The organism is Paenibacillus sp. SAFN-054 (assembly GCF_051966755.1).
In the GTDB taxonomy this organism is placed as follows: domain Bacteria; phylum Bacillota; class Bacilli; order Paenibacillales; family Paenibacillaceae; genus Paenibacillus_AQ.
Map to the genome: position 1 here is coordinate 141722 of NZ_JBQCKS010000005.1, position 17335 is coordinate 159056.

Genomic DNA, 17335 nt, shown 5'->3' on the forward strand with positions numbered 1-17335 from the left:
TGAGAATTTCAACATAATTAAATCACTCTCCGCATAAGCTATTATCGCGTACGTGTATTTCCGTCCCTTTAATCAAATTTAAATCTAGGTCTAGAAAACAAGCCAACTTAGATAAAGTTTCAACACTTGGCATATACCGCCCATTCTCGATATCAGATATATAATTTCGGGACAGCCCAGTGCTTTCAGAAACTTGATACTGTCGTAGTTTTTTGTTTTTACGCTGGCTTTGTATGATTTTTCCCAGTAACTTTTTATCCATAATTTTCATCACCTCCTGTGTTAATAATGTAGTGTATTACCGTCCATTTTGTAAAACTTGGAATTCTATTAAATTGGAGCAAATCTACGAAAAAAGACAATAATAACGCGTATTTCCGTCTATTTGCTATTAATTACGTGTTTTTCCGTCTTTTTATGAATTGTATTACCGACATTTTAACTTTATAATCATCATGAAAATAATAAGTAGAGGAAGGTTTTAACGGATATGATCGGATCAAGTATAAAGGCGTGGAGAAAACATAGAAAAATAACTCAGTACCAATTAGCAGAAAAGACTAACCTCTCAAGATCATACGTCGCTGATGTAGAAAGAGGTCGTTACAATCCTAGTCTTGAAACGCTGGAGGCAATCGCAAAAGCACTTGACGTTAAGATCTCAGACCTCATGGAAGAAAATAAAAAAGACCCCGATTCACATGAGGAGTCGGAGTTGGCGGATATTCCTATAGAGAAATTGAATCAATATACCCTGAGTTATAAAGGACAAACATTAAGCAAGGAAGAAGCTGATGATGTCATTGAGCTTTTGGAGGCTGCTTTGAAGCGTTGGAAGAAATAAGACTTTCAAGGTATTGCTCAACCTTAGATACATCGACATTTTTGGATTTCATTATTCTTAAAAACGATTCCAAATCAATTTCAGAATTCCCCATAGACATTCACTCCCTGGTTGTAATAAATTGCCGAATTTGATGTTAAATTGAGTATAGCACCTTCCTCAAATAAATGCGAACAAAAACACGAACATAATGTGTACAAAACTTGAACGGAAGGGAGATACCAACATTGGCGTTCCTGCTCGGGGAATGCCTGCTCCTGGATCGGCTTGACGAGAAAGGGATAACACCGGCAGAGTTTGCCAGACATATGGGGTGTTCGCGTTCATACGTGAGCCAGTTGATATCCGGAAAAGCGAAGATGTCTCTTCCTTTTGCTATTAACGCCGCCCATTATCTCGGTTGCCATGTGACTGATTTTTATGTACTTCATTGGTCCAGAGACAGGAAGGAGTAGAATTTATTGCTCCGCCCCTGAGCAAAGTGTTAAGTATTAGTTAACAATCCCCATCGTGATAAGTCTCGCTTTTTTCCTAGAAATGGATTAATACATAATTGTAAAATCGTTTCACCTCCTTTCAAGAGAACGCAAAAAGGCCGTTGTTTACTGAGTTTTTTGTTCTAGGAAAAAGTACTTTATTTTGGCAATTGTAATGCCAATAAAGTGTTTTTTTTAAAATAAACCTAGATTCAATTAAACTCAGATCACAACGGCCCATAATTAGCCTAATTAAATTATGATCAGAATGGAAAATTAGACCATCATCACTTGAATGGATCTAAAGATATGCATGAATAGTATCATAGACTTAGAAAAAGTGTCAAAGGGCACCTTTATTTTATTCTTTTCACCATTTCTTCTACAGTTGACTGAAACACCTTAAATGGTCGTCCATCCACCTTGTACCTCCCCACCCCCACTATCCACAAATAAGGGAACACCTTCTTCCCCGCAGGCTGCCAAGACTCCTTTTCCCACGCTCCGCTAACATAATACTGCTCATATCGATTGAGCTTATCGGCCATGATCCGCTCCGTATAATGCGTCCGCTGGATCTCAATAAACCACGGAGCCCCTTTCCAGATGACGAACGCGTCCGGCTCCGGCAGTCCCTTGCCGCCCAATTTGGGCTCAACTAGAAATATCCGAGGCTGCTCTATACGTCGCAGCTGCCGATAGAAGTCGGCGATCGCCAGGAAGTGACTCACCTTTTGCGAGTCCGTCTTGATAGTGCGTTCCGCTGGGAAATAGATGTATTTCCGCCGATCGGTTGAGCACCTGATAAGGCCATCCCTCCGCATACGTTTGAGGACCATATTAGCATGTGTGACCGGGTGCTTGGTATGCGCAAAGTGCAGGTCTGCGACGTCGTCCCTGGATAAGCAACGGAATCGCTCCAGATCGGCCAGGATGGCCTTGTCACGCGCGATCATATCAACCCCACCTCCACATACTCATCTTCCTGTTCTGATGGCTCTGCTTCCGCCTGCTCTTGCTGTGCAGTATCTTCCGCCCGGCGGTATGGTTCGAGCAGCTTCTTTGCCTCGGCCAGCTCCAGATGAGGCCCCTGAACATGATGTAGCCCATCAAGTTTTAGGACGAGCTTTCCCTTTTCGCTCTGCTTGATCTCCGCAGCCTCCCCGCTGCCGATCGTGATCCGGCTGTTGATCTCGTCAGCATGCCGGAAAGCCATCCGGACGGTCAGGTTATTTTTGAGCTTGCCGTCCAAAACCGTAGCATCCGGCCGCTGCATGGACAGGATCAAAAACATGCCCAGCGCGCGGCCGATGGTCGCGATTTCTTCAATGCCCTCCATGATATCCGTCTCCTTTTTAAGGAGCGCCACCTCATCTACTGCCAAAACGATATAGGGAGGCCGATCCCATGCGGGCAAGTCGTTAATATGCGCCGCCTCATGTCGGTCCAGCAGATCACCACGGGTCCGCAGCTCGCGTCGAAGCTTTAGCACAATATGCTTCAACCCGGCCGCATCCATAACAACGTCCTCAGCGACTCCGCGGAAAAGATGGAACTCGGATCGCTTCATGTCGGCACAATACAGTTCAATATCCGGGATGGACCGGACCAACGTCGTAAGCACGGACCGCAGCGCCACAGATTTCCCGCTGCCGGTTTCCCCGGCTATCAATAGGTGTGGATGCTCTGCCATATCATACACCATATCACCAGACCGACTACGGCCGATGTATACGGGCAGGCTTAGTCCTTGAATGCATTTACTTACCTGTTCTGCATCGTAGGCGAACGGAGCCAACGCCGTGCTGTATACGCTCATTACAAAAGTCTTGGCGTCCTCACTGCAGACGAGCTCCGCCGCACTACCGAATACCTGCCGAAATAACCACTCTCCCTCCTGGATCACCGCCGGGTCCATTCCCACTGGCAGGACAAAAGCAGCCTCTGTACGGTTAAAGTATATTGACACCCGCTTAATGATCGGATAGCTCCGCAGCTCCCGCCCCTTGTACCCGATGATCTTGTAGTACATCGTCCCAGTTCGAAACAAACCCATCAGTTTCCGCCGAATCACCTGCTCCGGCATCCCTCGCCAGACAAGCCAGGCCGCTGCCCCACTTCCTCCGGCTCCGGCCAACTTTGCCGCGGCTGCTATCGTCACTCCGCTCACTACCATTCGCGCCGCTCCTAACACTTTTGATTTTAACTGTTACATCAAGTATTTGAGTCTGTATTACACATGCAAAGATACCTATGCACTTGCATGATCAATTGCATGAGTAATTGCATATGTCACCAGCTCACATGAACACCAAAGGCAAGCCCCAACATCCGGAGTGCGATGCGCCATTGGTACAAGGCAATTCCCGCGCAAATTACATATGTCGCCATGCGGACCAGGACGACCCGGCCACCGTGTCCAGCTCGCTCCATTTTGCGCTCAACGACATGGGCAGCAATGCCGACGGCAGCCAGCTGAGCAAAAGGTATTAAGCTGATCATACAAAACCACGCTCCTTTTAAAATATGGCATCCAGGATCGCATCAATGATGTGGCGAGAACCCTGAACGTGCTCAATGCGCTCATTGATTGTTCCAACAATTTCGCCCGTGCGACTATGACTGATGTGACCATAGACAGATGGCGAGCCGTGGTATGCATCGAGTATCCCTTTTTTAATGGCATTCAGCTCAGCGATATCTGTACTTTTACCTATTGCTTTAAGCAGAGCTTCCCACATCGGATACACCTCGCAATCGATTGTATTGTTTGGTACCTTTGGCGACCACGTACGTCCGGGGCTTTTTGTCGCTCATGATCTTCATGCCGATCCATGCGCCGATGATGTAGTATCGGTAAGCCGGGCAAAGGAAGTAAACCGTAACAGCTGCCGTGGCCAGAGCTGCCTTGATTGGTTTTCGCATGTTCTCAATCCCCCTACAAAATTAGGTCTTTGATCAATTGCACAATGTCCGACGCGTTTATCTGGGACATTACATCTGCCGGATCTACTGCCGCAGTTTTCTCGGCTAGGCGTTTGGCAATTTTTTTAATGAGAAAGCTCATATAAACCCTCCAAGGTTAAAGTCGTCATCATCCCTCTGTCCGATCTCCATGGGAATCATCTCTCCTTCTCGGCCGCCCCGCACACCGCCATCCATCTCCCTTTGAATCAATCGCTTTACATAGCCCGACGAGTTGGTTTTGCCGTACACGTACTCATACAGCCGCTGCTGATCCGGGTCCAGTACATTAAACGTCACCTGGATGCGCTCAATTTGCTTAGCCATACACTCGCCTCGCGATCATGAGAAATGCCCGCACATTGGCCGTGCAAGGATCGTCATCGATCAGCTGAGCATGCCGGAAATACTCCTGCAGGTGAATCAGCAAAGCGATTGCCCCGCCGCCAACCAGATACACCTTATCCGTGGCGGACCACTTGCGGGTTATTGCCTTGGAGGCGATCTGTCGGGCAAAGGCAGCCGGCTGCAGGTCACGCTTGCTCTCCATTCCCTCTGTAAACGTCCAACTGCCACGGTTGTTAAATTTCCGATCGATGATCGTCGCGAAGTTAACACTGCCGCTGCCAATATCAATGACCCGGATAGTTCCGGTATTCGGTGCCACCAGGAGCCCCGCTGCGGCACCCTCCGGCGACACTTCGCATCGATTGATTGTGAGCAGCTTTCGCTGCCCATTGATGGTCAGATCGTGCCGCCCGATATACATCCGCTTGATAGCCGTCTTTTCCGCTTCCGTGTGCGTCTCGATCGGCTGGCCGACCACAATATCAAACTCGTTCCCGCCGCCATACTGATGCAGCGCAATCAATGTCCGGAGCTTAGCGTCAAAGTGTGCCTTAGAGTCATCTTTGCGGCTCTCCGCGTATTCACTCTCCTCGAGCGCAAGCGTGCCGGCAAACCCGCATTTACCTTCATATTTCCATTCATAGTCATACTCCCCAGGCTCCCGTTTCAAGTTTCGCGCCAGGTCATTCACTCCAATTGCTGACGGGAAGATAAGCGGCCTCTGCTGCATGCCAGCAAATTTTGTATTGCAGTTGCCTGGATCAATTGCTGCGATCATCCGTCCAAGCACCTCCTCTGGTTGTGTATCTGGTTACGCCCCCCAGCCCCGGCCGGACGCCGCAGTGACGTATCTGGTTATATATCTATACTGACTGCCCGGACATATTTCGCAATTATATGAACTGGCTTGTATTTTTTTTGCTAGTTTTGTCCATACTTTTAGAGAATTGTGAAAAATGTACAAAGGGTGATATGCCGTGTTTGGTTTGGGAAAACCACGGAGTAAATTCGGGAAATATATGGATAAAAGAGGAATAAGTCAAGATGAGGTGTGCCGCTTATCTGGAGTGAGTAGGAATACAGTATCTCGAGCCTGCAATGAAGATAACCCACCTTTAAGGACAATAACAAAAAACAATCTTATATCAGCTATAAAGAAGTTAACAGGTGAATCAATCTCGTCCAAAGACTTCTGGGCGTAATTTTGTATGACCATTCCCCCGGGTTATCTGGTAGACTATGGATAAAAAACGGAGGCGAACTATGACTCGATGACTCGAATATACAAGGCTTGGTGGTTTTGGCTCATAGTGATTCTAGTTTTGGTTGGAGGATCGTTCGGAGGTAAGCATTTATATGATCAAAAGAAGGAGCGTGATCGACAAGCGCTCTTGCATATGGGTGACGATTTGGAGAAAGCCTGGAGCAAGTATCAGGAAGGTGTAGATGAAATCAATAAAAACGGGGAGCTTGCCAAAGAATATACCGACCTAATGATTAAGATCATCGATGGCAATTTACCTAAAAATGAATTGCAAGAAACCACTAAGAAAGCATGCAAGTTGGAAAAAGAACTTATGAAAATCTATCCCACAGTTTATAAGGAACCAAGTTCGGTTTGTAAATAGAATAGACATCATAATAAAAAGGACCTCCGTCATCGGAAGTCCTTTCTCATTATGTACTCGCTGAAATTATATCTTCGAATTTTATCCAATCCCAGTCATCACCATAACGAAGCTTGATTTCTCCCAAAAAGTTGTTTATCACCGTGACATACCCGCTCACCTTTTTTTCTTCATATGGGTCAAAAAGTTCAATGTCCACACGGGCATGCTCTTCAAACGACTCCTGCAGCGCCTGGCCGATCATCTGCCACTCCTGCTCATCAATCACCGGCTTCGGCTTTGGATCCTTGGTCAAAAACTGCCGATTGTATGCCTCACGATGCTCTGGCAGCATTAGACGCGACGATTCAAACAGACCGTTACCTTCCAGTTTCTTTGCCATCATAAAACCTCCCTTAATATTGCGTCCAGTAATCTGTATTGCTGGATGTACTTGTTTTCTTCTCTTCTTTTGCCGTTCCGCTGTGTTCCCAACCTCGAAGGATTTTAATGGATTCCACCAGTCGTTTATCATCCCAAATAATAAACAGTTGATCCTCCAGGTTGATCAATGCCTGCCGGATGTCCTGCTTTGTCTTGCCCGTCTTGATGACCAGTTCCTCCATGGACGGCAATCGGCGTCGGCCGCTTGAATAGTTGTAGAGGATTCGGAGTATTTTTCGATCGATGTCTGCAAGCATCATGCTCGCCTCCTGATTTTGTATTAACAAGAACAATTGTTCCTAAATTATACCCAAACAGGCGTTCGTTAATCAATGTAAATATTCCCCTTATTCCTTCTCGCATATATAATTAATTCAATATAAGCAATCTAAAAGTGGGGGGTTATATTCGTGGGAAGGCATTGGATGGGCTATGTTAATGTAATGGATATTATTGATTTTCTAATTGTCAGAATTAACAGAGGGTGCAGTATAGAACAAGCTATTGCAGAGGTGTCAAAAATGAATTATCCAGTTGGCATAGAAGTTGGTATGAAATTGACCGAGTCTCCATATCCCCTAGAATTAGTACAGCTGAAGGAATACTATGACGGATCCAGTATCTACTTATTCCTTCTCCTTGAATGTTTAAGAGTAATGAGACCTTGGGAGCCTTATAAAATTGCAGATGCCCTAATAGTTTTGAAAAATTGGATCGGTTATAACAACGAACATAAAGATGACTACACTCCTCAAACTGTTTTTGGTTTTATGGAAAAAAACAAACCTGGGACTTTAGCAAGAAGAGCAAAGGAAATCTTATTCGATAAAATCGACGGAGTAAGTAGTAATCAATACAAGATCTAATTCAAAAACTTACCACCTCATTCATTCCCGAAGAACCGCTATAATTACAGCAGAGGTGGTTTTATGTTTATTAGCCCGATGTTACTTGCTACAGCCCCCTCACCTTTTTCGCATTCAAATTACATTTTTGAACCAAAGGTGGACGGCCATAGATTAATATTTTCGCAGCAAAACGGAGCAATCCGATTATATACACGCCATAACAACGACTGCACCAGGCAATACCCCGAGTTGCATACACCATTTGACGATGACATCATCCTGGATGGCGAAGTCGCATGTGTCGATCCGGAGACTGGAGTATCAGATTTTGAGGCAGTCATGTCTAGGTTTCAGGCCAAAAAGGACGAAAAGATTAAGCAGCTGGCCCGGACGCTCCCCGTCACTTTCGTTGTTTTTGATATCTTGCATTATAAAGGCCGTGATCTCCGTCGGCTGCCGCTCATGGAGCGCAAGGCCATCCTGAGCAGCATTAATATGCCGGCAAGCTCATTGGGGGTTACCCCTTACGTCGAGGGTGCTGGAGAAGCTTTATTTGAACAGATTGAGGCTTGGGGCATGGAGGGAATGGTCGGCAAGAGAATGAATAGCCAATACGTCAGCCGCCGATCGGACGCCTGGCGCAAAGTCATAAACTGGTCGTATGCCGAGGTATTTATCACGGGATATCGCAAGGAAGAGTTTGGCTGGTTAACGGCAGTCGCAGATGGTTCCGGCAAGCTGCGGCCAACAGGGATCATCGAGCATGGTCCTGGCCCAAATGAAAAGAGAGCATTTTATGGGGTGAGCAAGGGGATTATATCCGGAGATGATCGCAATTTTGTTTACCTGGAGCCGCATATCCGGGCCCAAGTCAAAATGAGAAACTGGACCAAGTCAGGACTTTTGCGCAGTCCGGTATTCACAAAATTTATCGTTTAAAATCACTATACTCGCCTTTACCTGAAGGGCGATTTTTTTTATTTCACATTTCGTTCGTAATATGTTCGGTTGCTTTAGGAAACCATTTTAGTTATATTAATATCAGAGCAAACAACACGAACGGCAGAAACCAAAAAGCCGGAGATACCGGATGAGGGAAAAAGGAGAATAACACAATGAAATCATTTAACGATCTGAACGAATATAACTCGACGGTTATTGACTGGGAAGGAAAAACCCTAAAAACAACTCAAGACCCGCATATCAGTGATGATGGAGAAATGTACACGGCCCTAGCAGTTGACGCAGAAGGCAACGAATACATACTTGCTTGGACGATCATCGACCCAGAAATCACCGACGAATCCTCGATCTGCGACTGGAACAACCCTGTAGGCGTGACACTGGTAAAGTAGCCCCGCCTCTCGAATACGTGGGAGCCGCGTGGTTGGCCGAGCATATCGGTACCACGCGGCAAAACGTTACTAAGACAGCAATGGCTATGTTAAATCCGGGGTATCGCGGAAAAGAAGATCGATTCCCACGGCCAGATGCTCTATTTGAGGGGCGGCCTCTGTGGTTAAAAAGTAGGTTTGAAGGTGTACACGATGCCTAAACGTATTGATATTACAGACCAACAATTTGGTGATTTGACGGTTGTACGACTTAGCGATAAACGAGGAAAACATAACACCTTACTCTGGGAATGTAAATGTAGTTGCGGAGAAACCATTTATGTTTTGGGTGTGGATTTACGTCACGGGCGCTATAAAAGCTGTGGATGTAAGAGAGAAACCAAACGGGATAACGGAGCTCGGGAACACGAAAAGGCTGATCGGGTAGACGGGACGAGAAAAACTGCCTTGAAGGCAAAGCTTCATAAAGGAAATAAAAGCGGACATAAAGGCGTGAGATGGAACGAAGCACGTCAGAAATGGACGGCGCACATTGGATTTAAGGGAAAACAAATATCTCTAGGATACTTCTCAGAAAAGGAAGATGCTATAAAGGCGCGAAAAATAGCCGAGGAAAAATATTACGAACCAATTTTGAATGATGAAACAGGAAAAGACCCTGCCAGCGATTAAGCCAGCAGGGTCTTTTTACCGATGGTATTGGATTGTACAACGGCTAACGATCCTGTAAATATAAAATCCCCCTGGAGTTATGGATTGTTACCTGCAGCAACTATTGCCGCATAAACTCCTCTATCGTCATGCTTAAGTATGACAATAAAAGTACCCGCTTTTAAATCATCCTGTCCTTCGTAAAATCCCTTGAGTTGTTTTGCAAGACTCTCGCTCTCAAACTGAATAACATCCCGATTCTCATCAGCTTTGTACTCTTTGATTTTTACAGCGTCAGTAGGCATTATTGCCTTTGTCTCTATTAAAGCTTCATCAACTTTCTTGTTACCAGATCCTTCAAAATTAAGGGTTACATTAATTGCTATATCATCGTAATACATGACAAGGAGCGTTTTGTTTTTATATGCAGACAGACCAGAGTCTGGCTCATTTTCATCATTCCCGTAATTTTTTTCAATTAGTAACTTTTTATCCCCTAAACCACCTGATTTTGTGACCTGCACAATATCATTATTAATATTTTTTTGTAATGGTTTCTCAGTCTGAGTTTGCTGATCTGTTTCTTTAGTCTGTTTGGGAGTTCCAACTTGAATAGAGCCTTCCTTTACATTTTCAATTGCTACTTCTTTTGATGGCTCGTCTGTTTCTTTTGGATCGTCCTTCTTTATCGCATTAATAATTGTGCCAATAATAAACAAAACTATTAGCCAAAACCACCACTTTTTATAGATCGACTTATTCATAATATCCCCCTAAAATACTTATATCTGTGAACAAGTGTATTGTGGGAATATTTAGTAGTCAACAATAAATTTAAAAAGACCCTGCCAGCACATAGCCAGCAGGGTCTTCGTCATTTTTTATCTTTGTCAGTAAATCCTTTGCCCGCATCTGGATTACTCACGATCCCGAGCAAAACCAGAACACCTAATACCGAGTTAACCGCGGCCACAATGCCATCATATTGCTCCGGCGTAACCTGCAGACCAAACAAACCGCCTACAGCCTGCACCGCCAGAAGCATAGCAGCGGTCAGTGAAACCCAAAGACCATAATTCCTCCATTTACTATTCATTTGCACTCGCCCTCCCGATTGAGATCGATTAATTTTTTAATACCTGGATCAAACAGCCCCAAATTATTAAGGACCTGGATGATAACCAGCTCCGCTTGTGACTTGTCATTTGATGTTGTGATAGCGTTGACCGCCTTGGCAGCCTCCAGCGCCTTATGTGCCCATGCTGGCGGTGTTTGGTTACCCGAAGCATTAACTAGCCGTTCTAAGGCCACTGTGCGCTTCTCAAGCGCTTGAAGCGCCTCGTTCTGTTCTTTTACCTTTGTCTCAAGCTCTGCTATGTTGCTCATACACTCTGCCGCCTCCAATGCTTTGATATTGTCTATTACCGCCTGCTCTTGCGCCACAGTTGGACGCTTACCCGCCTGCAGCTGGTCAATGTTAAGACCGAACATTATCTCGAAATGCGGATAATCTTTAAAGCTCTTCCAGTCTCCACCCCATGCAAAGCCGAGCAACTTGGCTTGCGTGACAACTTCGATCCAATCGGCAATGCCGTCATGGTCGTTATCGGCCTTCATGTCATATCCGCCCTTGATCAAAACAAAGTCGATAGCCAATCCATAATTGTGATTGGATCGGCCTGGCTTTGCATTGGTAACGATCGGTTCGCCTTTTGCTTTGCTCGGTGCGGTGCGGCCTTGATCATACATGGCCTGTTGTTGTGCAGCTGTGCGATAGCCCCACGTGATTCGGATCTCCACTCCGCGCTCATAGCAGCGTTCGATCAACTTTTCGGCAGCGTACTGAACCGCCCGGTTTAGGTTGTACAATGCCGGGGCCGATTTTGCCTTAATTACATCAAGCGTCGTCACGTTTACCCTCTCCTTTCCCTCCTGCCTTTTCCTGCAAAACCAGCACTGCGTTTGTCAGCGCCGGCGGCAGAGGTACACCCATCTTCCCGGCGTTTTCGATTATGGACAAAAGCTCGTTTGCCAAGTAAAAAAAGATGACGGCATCCCGGAGATAGTGCATATCCCCTAAGACTCCGTCGATCACATGCGCGACTGTCACAAACATGAATATTCCGACTTTTTTAGCAATACCGATATAGCCCTTCATGCTTCGCAGTTCACCCCGGATCCACGCAGCTATAAAACCAGTCAGAAAATCAATAACAACCAAGACTAAGAGTGCGGTCATCATCCCGTTCCACCCCCCGTACAAAAAGCCGGTTACGACTCCAAGTATTGCTGCAGCTCCCCCGAACTTTTCTTCCATGCCCCTTCCCCCTCTTTCTCTTTGTATAAAAAGAAGCCCTCAGACCACTCCCGAGGGCATAAAAATAGCGCTCCGATTATCGGAACGCTTGTTAGGCTGCTGTGCCGTTGATTACTTCGGTAACGACTTCCTTCAGGTTAAACAACTTTGGAACTTGTTCAAGCTTATAATCGCCATTCATAACCAGTCCAACCCAAATTTTAACCAATCCGCTGTCCTTGGTGTATGTTGTCATCGTTTTTCACCTCCCTTCGTTAAGCGCCCATCACGGCCGCTAATGCCATACTTAATTCTGCGACTGCTTGCGTCAACTCGCCGTTTTTGGATTCGGCATCGGCAAGTCTTTCCTCTGTCGTCAATGGTCTATCAACATACTCATACCATTGTTCCAGCGTTTCGGGGTTGATATAAAGCACGGACCTTTTGCCGCTTTGCTCACCAGGGGGCTGCAAAACCTCGTCCACAAACAGGTTGCCCTCGGCTTCCAACTCTTCTTTAGTTTTACCAAGGCCATTTTCTTCGTCGAGAGGCATGAAGTACATTCCCGTAACCTCCGCTCTTGCTTCTGATTCCTTATGCACACCAAACATTATCATTTCGTCTCACTCCTTTTTTTGTAGTTACCGCACATTAACTTTGTATTTAATCAGAGGTAGATTTCAGCGTTACTGTCTGTTTAAAATGTAATACTGAGTTGTACGCAGCCGGCTTAATAGAATTTGTGAAAATGTCTAATATATCGTTAGTTCTATTTGTATTAACCTCTACTTTTATACCACCAATTCCTGCCAAGAATGAGCCTGTAAAAACAGACATCCAGACGAGAGCAGAAGATCCTTTCCTATACTTGTATATATAACCAGAGTACGTCATTGAATTGGAAGGCCCTAATGCATATATATTTCCGCCTTTGTCCATATCAAAAGATTCAAAATTGCCGACTATAGACAGCGATGGCGAATTTGTTCGGAAGTCTCCCCAATACGTGTTTATCCTCTGACCACCAATAAGTAGCACAATATTGCCATCCGGGTCTATTTTTGTTATCGACGGATAAATAAAACCCAATGTTGTAGGAATAGATTTAATTAAGGCACCAGTAGCACCATTTACCCTAATAAAATTAGTGTACGGCTGATTTGCTGTACTATACCCAGTTAGAATAACTGAACCGTCTTTAGGATCAATAGATATTGTATTCCCAAAAGCATTATAAGAACCAAGATACGTAGATATCGAAGTAGAAAAGATTACGGCTCCAGTAGCGCTAAATTTAAAAAAATAGTTCTGAGTAACCACATACAATTCACCCGCAGCAGTTACTTCAATGACATACGCGGGCTCTGATATTTTTGGATACACGCCGCTGGACCAATTTATGCTAACTCCGGTCATTATATCTAATTTATAAATGTTGTAGCCATACTCAAAAAATAACACGCCTTGTTCGGGCCAATAGGCTGCGCATCTTATACCATTTCCTAAAGAGAAGCGACCAATTTGCTCCCCAGTAGACAGCTTGTGCGTCGCTACCCCGTTAAAATTAAATGCCGCAAGTCTATCTCGACCTCTATCAGCAATAACCCCTTTTTCTTTTCCTTCAAAAGCACTTGTAGAATTAGTATAACCAGCCTCATATGTTCTGACCTGAACAGGTGACGCGCCAGAATCTTGAAGACGTTCTACAGGTATTTCATTACCCGGCCCAAAAATTTTTCCAGCAGTGAATTTAGCTGTAAGGCTGGCCCATGTTTCACTTGTGGATGCGGCTATGCCCAAGGCGCTCAACGCGTTTACGATCCCTTGCTTTGCGTCAGCGCCAGATGTAAAAACCTCGTTTATAGCATCCACCAGTTTGCCCTTCGCTGCCGTCTTTAAATTGGCAAGTGGACCTATATTATTGTTCGCCGTTTCGGCCGCCTGTTGCGCTGTCCCGGCTGCCGTTACCCCGTCCTTGCCTTTATCATAAGCAGCCTTCACTGCCTTCTCGGTAGCCGCCACATCTTCCCGTGTGCCGTCCGTCGCATTGGATAGCTGCACGATACCTTTTTTATCAAGGGTGGCGTTTGGCACTTCGACCTTGACCCCTTCGATTGCCTCCTGCAGCTCTGGGTGAGTCACATATATAAGCGACTGATCGATTATTGCAGTCACGTTGGTCGCCTGACCCACAAAAGCCAAAATGTCGAAGCTTTTTTCAATAACGTCGCTGCTTCCGTTACTGCCGCCTGCTTCACTGATAAATTGGATTTGGTCCTCCCAGATCGTAGTACCTAGGGAAAGCCCCGGCGGTCTGCCCGTCCATAACTCAACGGGTTGCACACCATCCCAATAAAATGGCAGCTCCACCCACGCCCAGTCTGTGCTCATCTGACTGGGTGAAAACATCAACTGTTCGTCACTAGGCGTGCCCGCGCCCTTTGTCTGCTCAAACGGAGTTAACGTCTGCGGATTTTGCATGCACAGCACGTATGTTTTGTCCGTTGAGGCTTTGTTGTCCACTTTGACTCGAGCTCGTATCCTAAATTGACCAGCCTTGTTGCCCAACAGATTTTTGATGGTATCACCACTTTTTGCAGCCTTACCATTACCATTGGTCGCATATTCGAACTTGACACACTTGCCGCCAGTAGCCCCCAATTGTGTGCTATCAATGGAGGTCCCATACCCGCTGTTAACGTCCAAGTTCTCACATTCCAGAGTTGTCACTGTCCCCGTCGTTCCTGGAGGGATGTAGTCGGCAGTTTCCCCGGCGTTTGCGTATAAGTAAAGGATTTCTCCCTCGTCCGGATCCATGGCATAAAGCCCGAGTTCTCGGAAAAAGAAGCCCGTAGAAACGTCCTGGTTTGACAAAACAAACCCGACAGTAGCCTGGTTAGGCGGGGTCATTTTTAATTTCGTAATCGGCACACTCTTTTTGGGGCTGATAACATTGGTAAGCGCCGGCATCGACTGACCAGTAAGGCGCCCATCACCGATTACAAATTTGGTGTATTTCAATTGGACCCCGGATTGCGCCTTGGCCTGAAGTGCCACCCCTTTGTTTGTTAATGCCTTTGTAAAAGCTGACATTTAATCACCCACCTAAATTCTAATAAATTCGCCAATCTGAATAGCAAAGCCAGTGTAATTTCGCAGTTCTTCAACCCGAGACAAAATGACCCGTTCTAACTTTGCCGAGAGCCGGTTCACCGACTCTACGGCCCGGTAAAACTCCTGAGCTCGTTCCTGCGTAACGGCCGGATTATTCGTAACCACCTGGAACCGCCCGGGAACACCGTCGTATTCGAACCATTCCTCGACCTTTCCTTCGCCGAAGAGAATCGAGATCAGATCCTCGATCGCCGCGGGCGTCCCTTTCCGACGGTGGAAGTTAAATGCGTTCTTTACGAGCGCCCGCTTTTGTTCGATTGGCAGCGTCGAGTCATAAAAGTCGACGTGGAACTGCCAAGCCAGCTCGTCGGCTTCCTCATCGGTCAATTGATCCAAGCGCGAGAACAGTGGCAGCTTGTACACCTCGTCAACGGCCACCCTCATCTGCTCATCCAATGCCTTCGCGATGACAACGACCTCTGGATCATACTTTATACTCGTTGGCAGCAGGTCGAGCAGAGACATGTTTCTCACGTCAGTCATCGACCAGCCCTCCATAGGTGATATTTACGTTGCCCTCTTGAGCCACCTGCAGCTCGGATACCTCTATGTTCGTGGGTGCCGTCACATCGACCCTCAGCGCCCCGGACGACTTCACACGCCAAATAAGCTCCGATGGGTTAATGTCCCGACCGAGCTTAGATTTTTGCCAAAGCACGTATTCTTCCACCGCCTTGTTCACCGCTGCCTGGATCGTCGTCTCCGCCGCCACATTGGATGATGCAATGTAAAAGGTCAGAGTGACATCATAAGGCACCACCTCCGGTGCCTGCACGGTTACGTGGTCGGTGAGGGGCCGAATCGCCCGATCGTTAAGCACAGTACTGACCTGGTCGATAACGTCCTGCGTCGGCAGCTCGCCGCCCTGCAGCAATGGTATGACCAATACCTCGCGCTCTGCCGGGGAGACCGCGGCCACGTCGATGATCGCCGGGCTCGCCGTCTTGGCCCAGTAGATGTATCCTTCACGCGGGCCAGCCGTGCTGAAGCTTTCCGGTGCCAGGCGTATGCGCGTCCTTAATGCCTCATCCGTTTCGACATCCGCGCCGCCAGCGCTCTCCGTTACATTGACGGCGCTTTGCACGTAAGGGAGTGGGTCCATGATCGTGTTTACCTGCCCAGGGATATATCCGTTTCCGGCTGTCCCTTGCACGCTGGCCGTCGCCGACACATCCACCGACACGCCTCCGGCCGGGATGCCCCCCGTTTCAGAGGTAGTGAAGTACATGGCGCCGCCGCTGTTCTGGACGCCGACTCTAGTCCCCGCCGGGATGGTCTGGGGAGATGTGAGAGGTATCGATAAAGTAAACCTGATTGTCGTGCGCGCTGCCGCTGCATCCAATCGGTAAACATTAGAAAGAGCGCCCAAATGATCGAGCGCTCCCTTCCTTGCATATTTCAGCAGGTCCGACTTCTTGACTTGGTCGATCAGGACCCGCAGCTGTATAATTTCGTCCACCAAAGCAAGCAATAAAATCCGTTCCGGATCCGCTCGGTTCATCGTTCGTCCTGTCTTGGCTTCGACTGCTTTTATAGATGCTTCCCGGATCGTCTGGACTTGTTGGTCTGTGTATTGGACATTTGGTAAATCAACAAACTCCATCAGCCGCTCGCCTCCTCTATCATGATAAACTTGATCGTCGGGACCAACTTCGTGCCTTGCCAGTCTAATTGGATGTCGGTCACTGCCGCCCGGGGCTCAAACTCCTCAATGGCAGCCTGTATATTCACCTGCAGCAATGCCCCCGCCGCCGGCAGCGCCTGGTCAATTAGGACCGGATCAACGCCAAAAGCCCGATCTAACGGACAGGAACCGACCACCGTCGTGCAAATCAGGCGGATGTTTTGCTTTACTGACTCAACACCGGTCAGGCCGAGCTTGATTTCCGGGGAATCCGTGGTAACGGTATAGGTTGTCGTCATACGTACTCCTCCAATGTCAAAGAATAGGTCGCGCTGATCAGATTGCCGCGGTTATCGAGCTTCTCCCAGTTCTGCGTAAGACCCGTGATCTTCACCCGGTCTACGCCCATCCCCTTACCGCCTACAGTAAATTTCATGACCTTCCCCTCCCGGCTGTACTGCACCAATTTGTCTACCTCGGCCCGGGGATTCAGACCGAGACGTGCATCCACGCGGACTGTCAGGTCAAAGGTATCAAGCCCGGGGCCGAGGAATTGGCTGCGCGGCTTCTTATGGATTATTTCATTACTGGCCCAGCGGTCATTGGACGTGCGTGTGAGCCCTTCAAACGTCCGGATCTTGTAAGATGTCACTATAAAGACAATGTCGCCAAGGACGCCAACTCCATCAGGTAAAGCCATACTT

At 47.1% G+C, this 17335-nt stretch carries 29 protein-coding genes; 8 read left to right on the forward strand and 21 right to left on the reverse strand.

Annotated features, from left to right (window positions below; all coding sequences use genetic code 11):
* Nucleotides 1-22: 22 nt before the first annotated feature.
* A complete protein-coding gene (locus ACTHPM_RS21740) occupies nucleotides 23-262 on the reverse strand; it encodes a helix-turn-helix domain-containing protein (protein WP_440398398.1) in 240 nt (79 codons plus the stop codon).
* A gap of 228 nt (nucleotides 263-490) precedes the next feature.
* On the opposite strand from ACTHPM_RS21740, the gene ACTHPM_RS21745 reads away from it, so the two are divergent.
* Entirely contained in the window at nucleotides 491-844 is a 354-nt protein-coding gene (locus ACTHPM_RS21745; RefSeq protein WP_440398399.1) for a helix-turn-helix domain-containing protein, read from the forward strand.
* Nucleotides 845-1071: 227 nt separating this feature from the next.
* Nucleotides 1072-1299, forward strand: coding sequence for a helix-turn-helix domain-containing protein (locus ACTHPM_RS21750; protein ID WP_440398457.1), 228 nt, complete (start codon nucleotides 1072-1074; stop codon nucleotides 1297-1299).
* Between the two features lie 377 nt (nucleotides 1300-1676).
* Here ACTHPM_RS21750 and ACTHPM_RS21755 read toward each other — a convergent pair whose 3' ends face one another.
* From ACTHPM_RS21755 to ACTHPM_RS21785, 7 genes are all read right to left on the reverse strand, one after another.
* Complete coding sequence (locus ACTHPM_RS21755) at nucleotides 1677-2276, reverse strand: replication-relaxation family protein (RefSeq protein WP_440398400.1); 600 nt, start codon at nucleotides 2274-2276, stop codon at nucleotides 1677-1679.
* The gene (locus ACTHPM_RS21760; RefSeq protein WP_440398401.1) at nucleotides 2273-3496 is read right to left on the reverse strand and encodes an FtsK/SpoIIIE domain-containing protein; all 1224 of its coding nucleotides are present in this window, start codon (nucleotides 3494-3496) and stop codon (nucleotides 2273-2275) included. The genes ACTHPM_RS21755 and ACTHPM_RS21760 overlap by 4 nt, the downstream gene beginning before the upstream one ends.
* Nucleotides 3497-3612: 116 nt before the next feature.
* Nucleotides 3613-3822, reverse strand: coding sequence for a hypothetical protein (locus ACTHPM_RS21765; protein WP_440398402.1), 210 nt, complete (start codon nucleotides 3820-3822; stop codon nucleotides 3613-3615).
* Between the two features lie 17 nt (nucleotides 3823-3839).
* Nucleotides 3840-4061, reverse strand: coding sequence for a hypothetical protein (locus ACTHPM_RS21770; protein ID WP_440398403.1), 222 nt, complete (start codon nucleotides 4059-4061; stop codon nucleotides 3840-3842).
* Nucleotides 4042-4245 carry a hypothetical protein gene (locus tag ACTHPM_RS21775; protein ID WP_440398404.1) on the reverse strand — a complete coding sequence of 68 codons (204 nt, stop codon included), beginning with the start codon at nucleotides 4243-4245 and terminating at the stop codon, nucleotides 4042-4044. Before ACTHPM_RS21775 ends, ACTHPM_RS21770 begins: the two co-directional genes overlap by 20 nt.
* Before the next feature lie 138 nt (nucleotides 4246-4383).
* Nucleotides 4384-4611: a hypothetical protein gene (locus ACTHPM_RS21780; RefSeq protein ID WP_440398405.1), complete on the reverse strand. Its 228-nt coding sequence runs from the start codon at nucleotides 4609-4611 to the stop codon at nucleotides 4384-4386.
* The gene (locus ACTHPM_RS21785) at nucleotides 4604-5410 is read right to left on the reverse strand and encodes a ParM/StbA family protein (RefSeq protein WP_440398406.1); all 807 of its coding nucleotides are present in this window, start codon (nucleotides 5408-5410) and stop codon (nucleotides 4604-4606) included. The genes ACTHPM_RS21780 and ACTHPM_RS21785 overlap by 8 nt, the downstream gene beginning before the upstream one ends.
* Nucleotides 5411-5651: 241 nt before the next feature.
* On the opposite strand from ACTHPM_RS21785, the gene ACTHPM_RS21790 reads away from it, so the two are divergent.
* On the forward strand, nucleotides 5652-5834 hold the full coding sequence (locus ACTHPM_RS21790) for a helix-turn-helix domain-containing protein (protein ID WP_440398407.1): 183 nt from the start codon (nucleotides 5652-5654) through the stop codon (nucleotides 5832-5834).
* A 195-nt stretch (nucleotides 5835-6029) separates the two neighbouring features.
* Nucleotides 6030-6260, forward strand: a complete 231-nt coding sequence (locus ACTHPM_RS21795; protein WP_440398408.1) for a hypothetical protein — start codon at nucleotides 6030-6032, stop codon at nucleotides 6258-6260.
* A 49-nt stretch (nucleotides 6261-6309) separates the two neighbouring features.
* On the opposite strand, the gene ACTHPM_RS21800 is transcribed toward ACTHPM_RS21795, so the two are convergent.
* Both ACTHPM_RS21800 and ACTHPM_RS21805 read right to left on the reverse strand, forming a co-directional pair.
* Complete coding sequence (locus ACTHPM_RS21800) at nucleotides 6310-6642, reverse strand: YolD-like family protein (RefSeq protein ID WP_440398409.1); 333 nt, start codon at nucleotides 6640-6642, stop codon at nucleotides 6310-6312.
* Between the two features lie 13 nt (nucleotides 6643-6655).
* The gene (locus tag ACTHPM_RS21805) at nucleotides 6656-6943 is read right to left on the reverse strand and encodes a hypothetical protein (protein WP_440398410.1); all 288 of its coding nucleotides are present in this window, start codon (nucleotides 6941-6943) and stop codon (nucleotides 6656-6658) included.
* Nucleotides 6944-7093: 150 nt separating this feature from the next.
* On the opposite strand from ACTHPM_RS21805, the gene ACTHPM_RS21810 reads away from it, so the two are divergent.
* The 4 genes from ACTHPM_RS21810 to ACTHPM_RS21825 all read left to right on the forward strand — a co-directional run bounded on the left by ACTHPM_RS21810 (nucleotide 7094) and on the right by ACTHPM_RS21825 (nucleotide 9558).
* Complete coding sequence (locus ACTHPM_RS21810; RefSeq protein WP_440421680.1) at nucleotides 7094-7549, forward strand: hypothetical protein; 456 nt, start codon at nucleotides 7094-7096, stop codon at nucleotides 7547-7549.
* A 63-nt stretch (nucleotides 7550-7612) separates the two neighbouring features.
* The gene (locus ACTHPM_RS21815; protein WP_440398412.1) at nucleotides 7613-8470 is read left to right on the forward strand and encodes an ATP-dependent DNA ligase; all 858 of its coding nucleotides are present in this window, start codon (nucleotides 7613-7615) and stop codon (nucleotides 8468-8470) included.
* Between the two features lie 176 nt (nucleotides 8471-8646).
* Nucleotides 8647-8886 carry a hypothetical protein gene (locus tag ACTHPM_RS21820; protein ID WP_440398413.1) on the forward strand — a complete coding sequence of 80 codons (240 nt, stop codon included), beginning with the start codon at nucleotides 8647-8649 and terminating at the stop codon, nucleotides 8884-8886.
* A 192-nt stretch (nucleotides 8887-9078) separates the two neighbouring features.
* Nucleotides 9079-9558, forward strand: a complete 480-nt coding sequence (locus tag ACTHPM_RS21825; RefSeq protein WP_440398414.1) for an HNH endonuclease — start codon at nucleotides 9079-9081, stop codon at nucleotides 9556-9558.
* 77 nt (nucleotides 9559-9635) lie between these two features.
* Here ACTHPM_RS21825 and ACTHPM_RS21830 read toward each other — a convergent pair whose 3' ends face one another.
* From ACTHPM_RS21830 to ACTHPM_RS21880, 11 genes are all read right to left on the reverse strand, one after another.
* Nucleotides 9636-10301, reverse strand: a complete 666-nt coding sequence (locus ACTHPM_RS21830) for a hypothetical protein (protein WP_440398415.1) — start codon at nucleotides 10299-10301, stop codon at nucleotides 9636-9638.
* A 110-nt stretch (nucleotides 10302-10411) separates the two neighbouring features.
* Nucleotides 10412-10633 carry a phage holin gene (locus tag ACTHPM_RS21835; protein WP_440398417.1) on the reverse strand — a complete coding sequence of 74 codons (222 nt, stop codon included), beginning with the start codon at nucleotides 10631-10633 and terminating at the stop codon, nucleotides 10412-10414.
* Nucleotides 10630-11448, reverse strand: a complete 819-nt coding sequence (locus tag ACTHPM_RS21840; RefSeq protein WP_440398418.1) for a M15 family metallopeptidase — start codon at nucleotides 11446-11448, stop codon at nucleotides 10630-10632. Before ACTHPM_RS21840 ends, ACTHPM_RS21835 begins: the two co-directional genes overlap by 4 nt.
* On the reverse strand, nucleotides 11435-11854 hold the full coding sequence (locus ACTHPM_RS21845) for a phage holin family protein (RefSeq protein ID WP_440398419.1): 420 nt from the start codon (nucleotides 11852-11854) through the stop codon (nucleotides 11435-11437). The genes ACTHPM_RS21840 and ACTHPM_RS21845 overlap by 14 nt, the downstream gene beginning before the upstream one ends.
* A gap of 91 nt (nucleotides 11855-11945) precedes the next feature.
* Entirely contained in the window at nucleotides 11946-12089 is a 144-nt protein-coding gene (locus tag ACTHPM_RS21850) for a hypothetical protein (protein WP_440398420.1), read from the reverse strand.
* A 19-nt stretch (nucleotides 12090-12108) separates the two neighbouring features.
* A complete protein-coding gene (locus ACTHPM_RS21855; protein WP_440398421.1) occupies nucleotides 12109-12450 on the reverse strand; it encodes a hypothetical protein in 342 nt (113 codons plus the stop codon).
* A 46-nt stretch (nucleotides 12451-12496) separates the two neighbouring features.
* Nucleotides 12497-14926, reverse strand: a complete 2430-nt coding sequence (locus ACTHPM_RS21860) for a tail fiber protein (protein ID WP_440398422.1) — start codon at nucleotides 14924-14926, stop codon at nucleotides 12497-12499.
* Between the two features lie 12 nt (nucleotides 14927-14938).
* Nucleotides 14939-15490: a phage tail protein I gene (locus ACTHPM_RS21865; protein WP_440398423.1), complete on the reverse strand. Its 552-nt coding sequence runs from the start codon at nucleotides 15488-15490 to the stop codon at nucleotides 14939-14941.
* The gene (locus ACTHPM_RS21870) at nucleotides 15483-16610 is read right to left on the reverse strand and encodes a baseplate assembly protein (protein WP_440398424.1); all 1128 of its coding nucleotides are present in this window, start codon (nucleotides 16608-16610) and stop codon (nucleotides 15483-15485) included. The genes ACTHPM_RS21865 and ACTHPM_RS21870 overlap by 8 nt, the downstream gene beginning before the upstream one ends.
* Nucleotides 16610-16930: a GPW/gp25 family protein gene (locus tag ACTHPM_RS21875; protein WP_440398426.1), complete on the reverse strand. Its 321-nt coding sequence runs from the start codon at nucleotides 16928-16930 to the stop codon at nucleotides 16610-16612. The genes ACTHPM_RS21870 and ACTHPM_RS21875 overlap by 1 nt, the downstream gene beginning before the upstream one ends.
* On the reverse strand, nucleotides 16927-17331 hold the full coding sequence (locus ACTHPM_RS21880) for a phage tail protein (protein WP_440398427.1): 405 nt from the start codon (nucleotides 17329-17331) through the stop codon (nucleotides 16927-16929). The genes ACTHPM_RS21875 and ACTHPM_RS21880 overlap by 4 nt, the downstream gene beginning before the upstream one ends.
* Nucleotides 17332-17335: the final 4 nt, after the last annotated feature.

Excerpts from the sequence above, each read along its gene's own strand:
- ACTHPM_RS21740 (WP_440398398.1), bottom strand. The coding sequence starts at position 262 with ATGGATAAAAAGTTACTGGGAAAAATCATACAAAGCCAGCGTAAAAAC.
- ACTHPM_RS21745 (WP_440398399.1), top strand. The coding sequence starts at position 491 with ATGATCGGATCAAGTATAAAGGCGTGGAGAAAACATAGAAAAATAACT.
- ACTHPM_RS21755 (WP_440398400.1), bottom strand. The coding sequence starts at position 2,276 with ATGATCGCGCGTGACAAGGCCATCCTGGCCGATCTGGAGCGATTCCGT.
- ACTHPM_RS21760 (WP_440398401.1), bottom strand. The coding sequence starts at position 3,496 with ATGGTAGTGAGCGGAGTGACGATAGCAGCCGCGGCAAAGTTGGCCGGA.
- ACTHPM_RS21765 (WP_440398402.1), bottom strand. The coding sequence starts at position 3,822 with ATGATCAGCTTAATACCTTTTGCTCAGCTGGCTGCCGTCGGCATTGCT.
- ACTHPM_RS21770 (WP_440398403.1), bottom strand. The coding sequence starts at position 4,061 with ATGTGGGAAGCTCTGCTTAAAGCAATAGGTAAAAGTACAGATATCGCT.
- ACTHPM_RS21775 (WP_440398404.1), bottom strand. The coding sequence starts at position 4,245 with ATGCGAAAACCAATCAAGGCAGCTCTGGCCACGGCAGCTGTTACGGTT.
- ACTHPM_RS21780 (WP_440398405.1), bottom strand. The coding sequence starts at position 4,611 with ATGGCTAAGCAAATTGAGCGCATCCAGGTGACGTTTAATGTACTGGAC.
- ACTHPM_RS21785 (WP_440398406.1), bottom strand. The coding sequence starts at position 5,410 with ATGATCGCAGCAATTGATCCAGGCAACTGCAATACAAAATTTGCTGGC.
- ACTHPM_RS21790 (WP_440398407.1), top strand. The coding sequence starts at position 5,652 with ATGGATAAAAGAGGAATAAGTCAAGATGAGGTGTGCCGCTTATCTGGA.
- ACTHPM_RS21795 (WP_440398408.1), top strand. The coding sequence starts at position 6,030 with ATGGGTGACGATTTGGAGAAAGCCTGGAGCAAGTATCAGGAAGGTGTA.
- ACTHPM_RS21800 (WP_440398409.1), bottom strand. The coding sequence starts at position 6,642 with ATGGCAAAGAAACTGGAAGGTAACGGTCTGTTTGAATCGTCGCGTCTA.
- ACTHPM_RS21805 (WP_440398410.1), bottom strand. The coding sequence starts at position 6,943 with ATGATGCTTGCAGACATCGATCGAAAAATACTCCGAATCCTCTACAAC.
- ACTHPM_RS21815 (WP_440398412.1), top strand. The coding sequence starts at position 7,613 with ATGTTTATTAGCCCGATGTTACTTGCTACAGCCCCCTCACCTTTTTCG.
- ACTHPM_RS21820 (WP_440398413.1), top strand. The coding sequence starts at position 8,647 with ATGAAATCATTTAACGATCTGAACGAATATAACTCGACGGTTATTGAC.
- ACTHPM_RS21825 (WP_440398414.1), top strand. The coding sequence starts at position 9,079 with ATGCCTAAACGTATTGATATTACAGACCAACAATTTGGTGATTTGACG.
- ACTHPM_RS21830 (WP_440398415.1), bottom strand. The coding sequence starts at position 10,301 with ATGAATAAGTCGATCTATAAAAAGTGGTGGTTTTGGCTAATAGTTTTG.
- ACTHPM_RS21835 (WP_440398417.1), bottom strand. The coding sequence starts at position 10,633 with ATGAATAGTAAATGGAGGAATTATGGTCTTTGGGTTTCACTGACCGCT.
- ACTHPM_RS21845 (WP_440398419.1), bottom strand. The coding sequence starts at position 11,854 with ATGGAAGAAAAGTTCGGGGGAGCTGCAGCAATACTTGGAGTCGTAACC.
- ACTHPM_RS21850 (WP_440398420.1), bottom strand. The coding sequence starts at position 12,089 with ATGACAACATACACCAAGGACAGCGGATTGGTTAAAATTTGGGTTGGA.
- ACTHPM_RS21855 (WP_440398421.1), bottom strand. The coding sequence starts at position 12,450 with ATGATAATGTTTGGTGTGCATAAGGAATCAGAAGCAAGAGCGGAGGTT.
- ACTHPM_RS21860 (WP_440398422.1), bottom strand. The coding sequence starts at position 14,926 with ATGTCAGCTTTTACAAAGGCATTAACAAACAAAGGGGTGGCACTTCAG.
- ACTHPM_RS21865 (WP_440398423.1), bottom strand. The coding sequence starts at position 15,490 with ATGACTGACGTGAGAAACATGTCTCTGCTCGACCTGCTGCCAACGAGT.
- ACTHPM_RS21870 (WP_440398424.1), bottom strand. The coding sequence starts at position 16,610 with ATGGAGTTTGTTGATTTACCAAATGTCCAATACACAGACCAACAAGTC.
- ACTHPM_RS21875 (WP_440398426.1), bottom strand. The coding sequence starts at position 16,930 with ATGACGACAACCTATACCGTTACCACGGATTCCCCGGAAATCAAGCTC.
- ACTHPM_RS21880 (WP_440398427.1), bottom strand. The coding sequence starts at position 17,331 with ATGGCTTTACCTGATGGAGTTGGCGTCCTTGGCGACATTGTCTTTATA.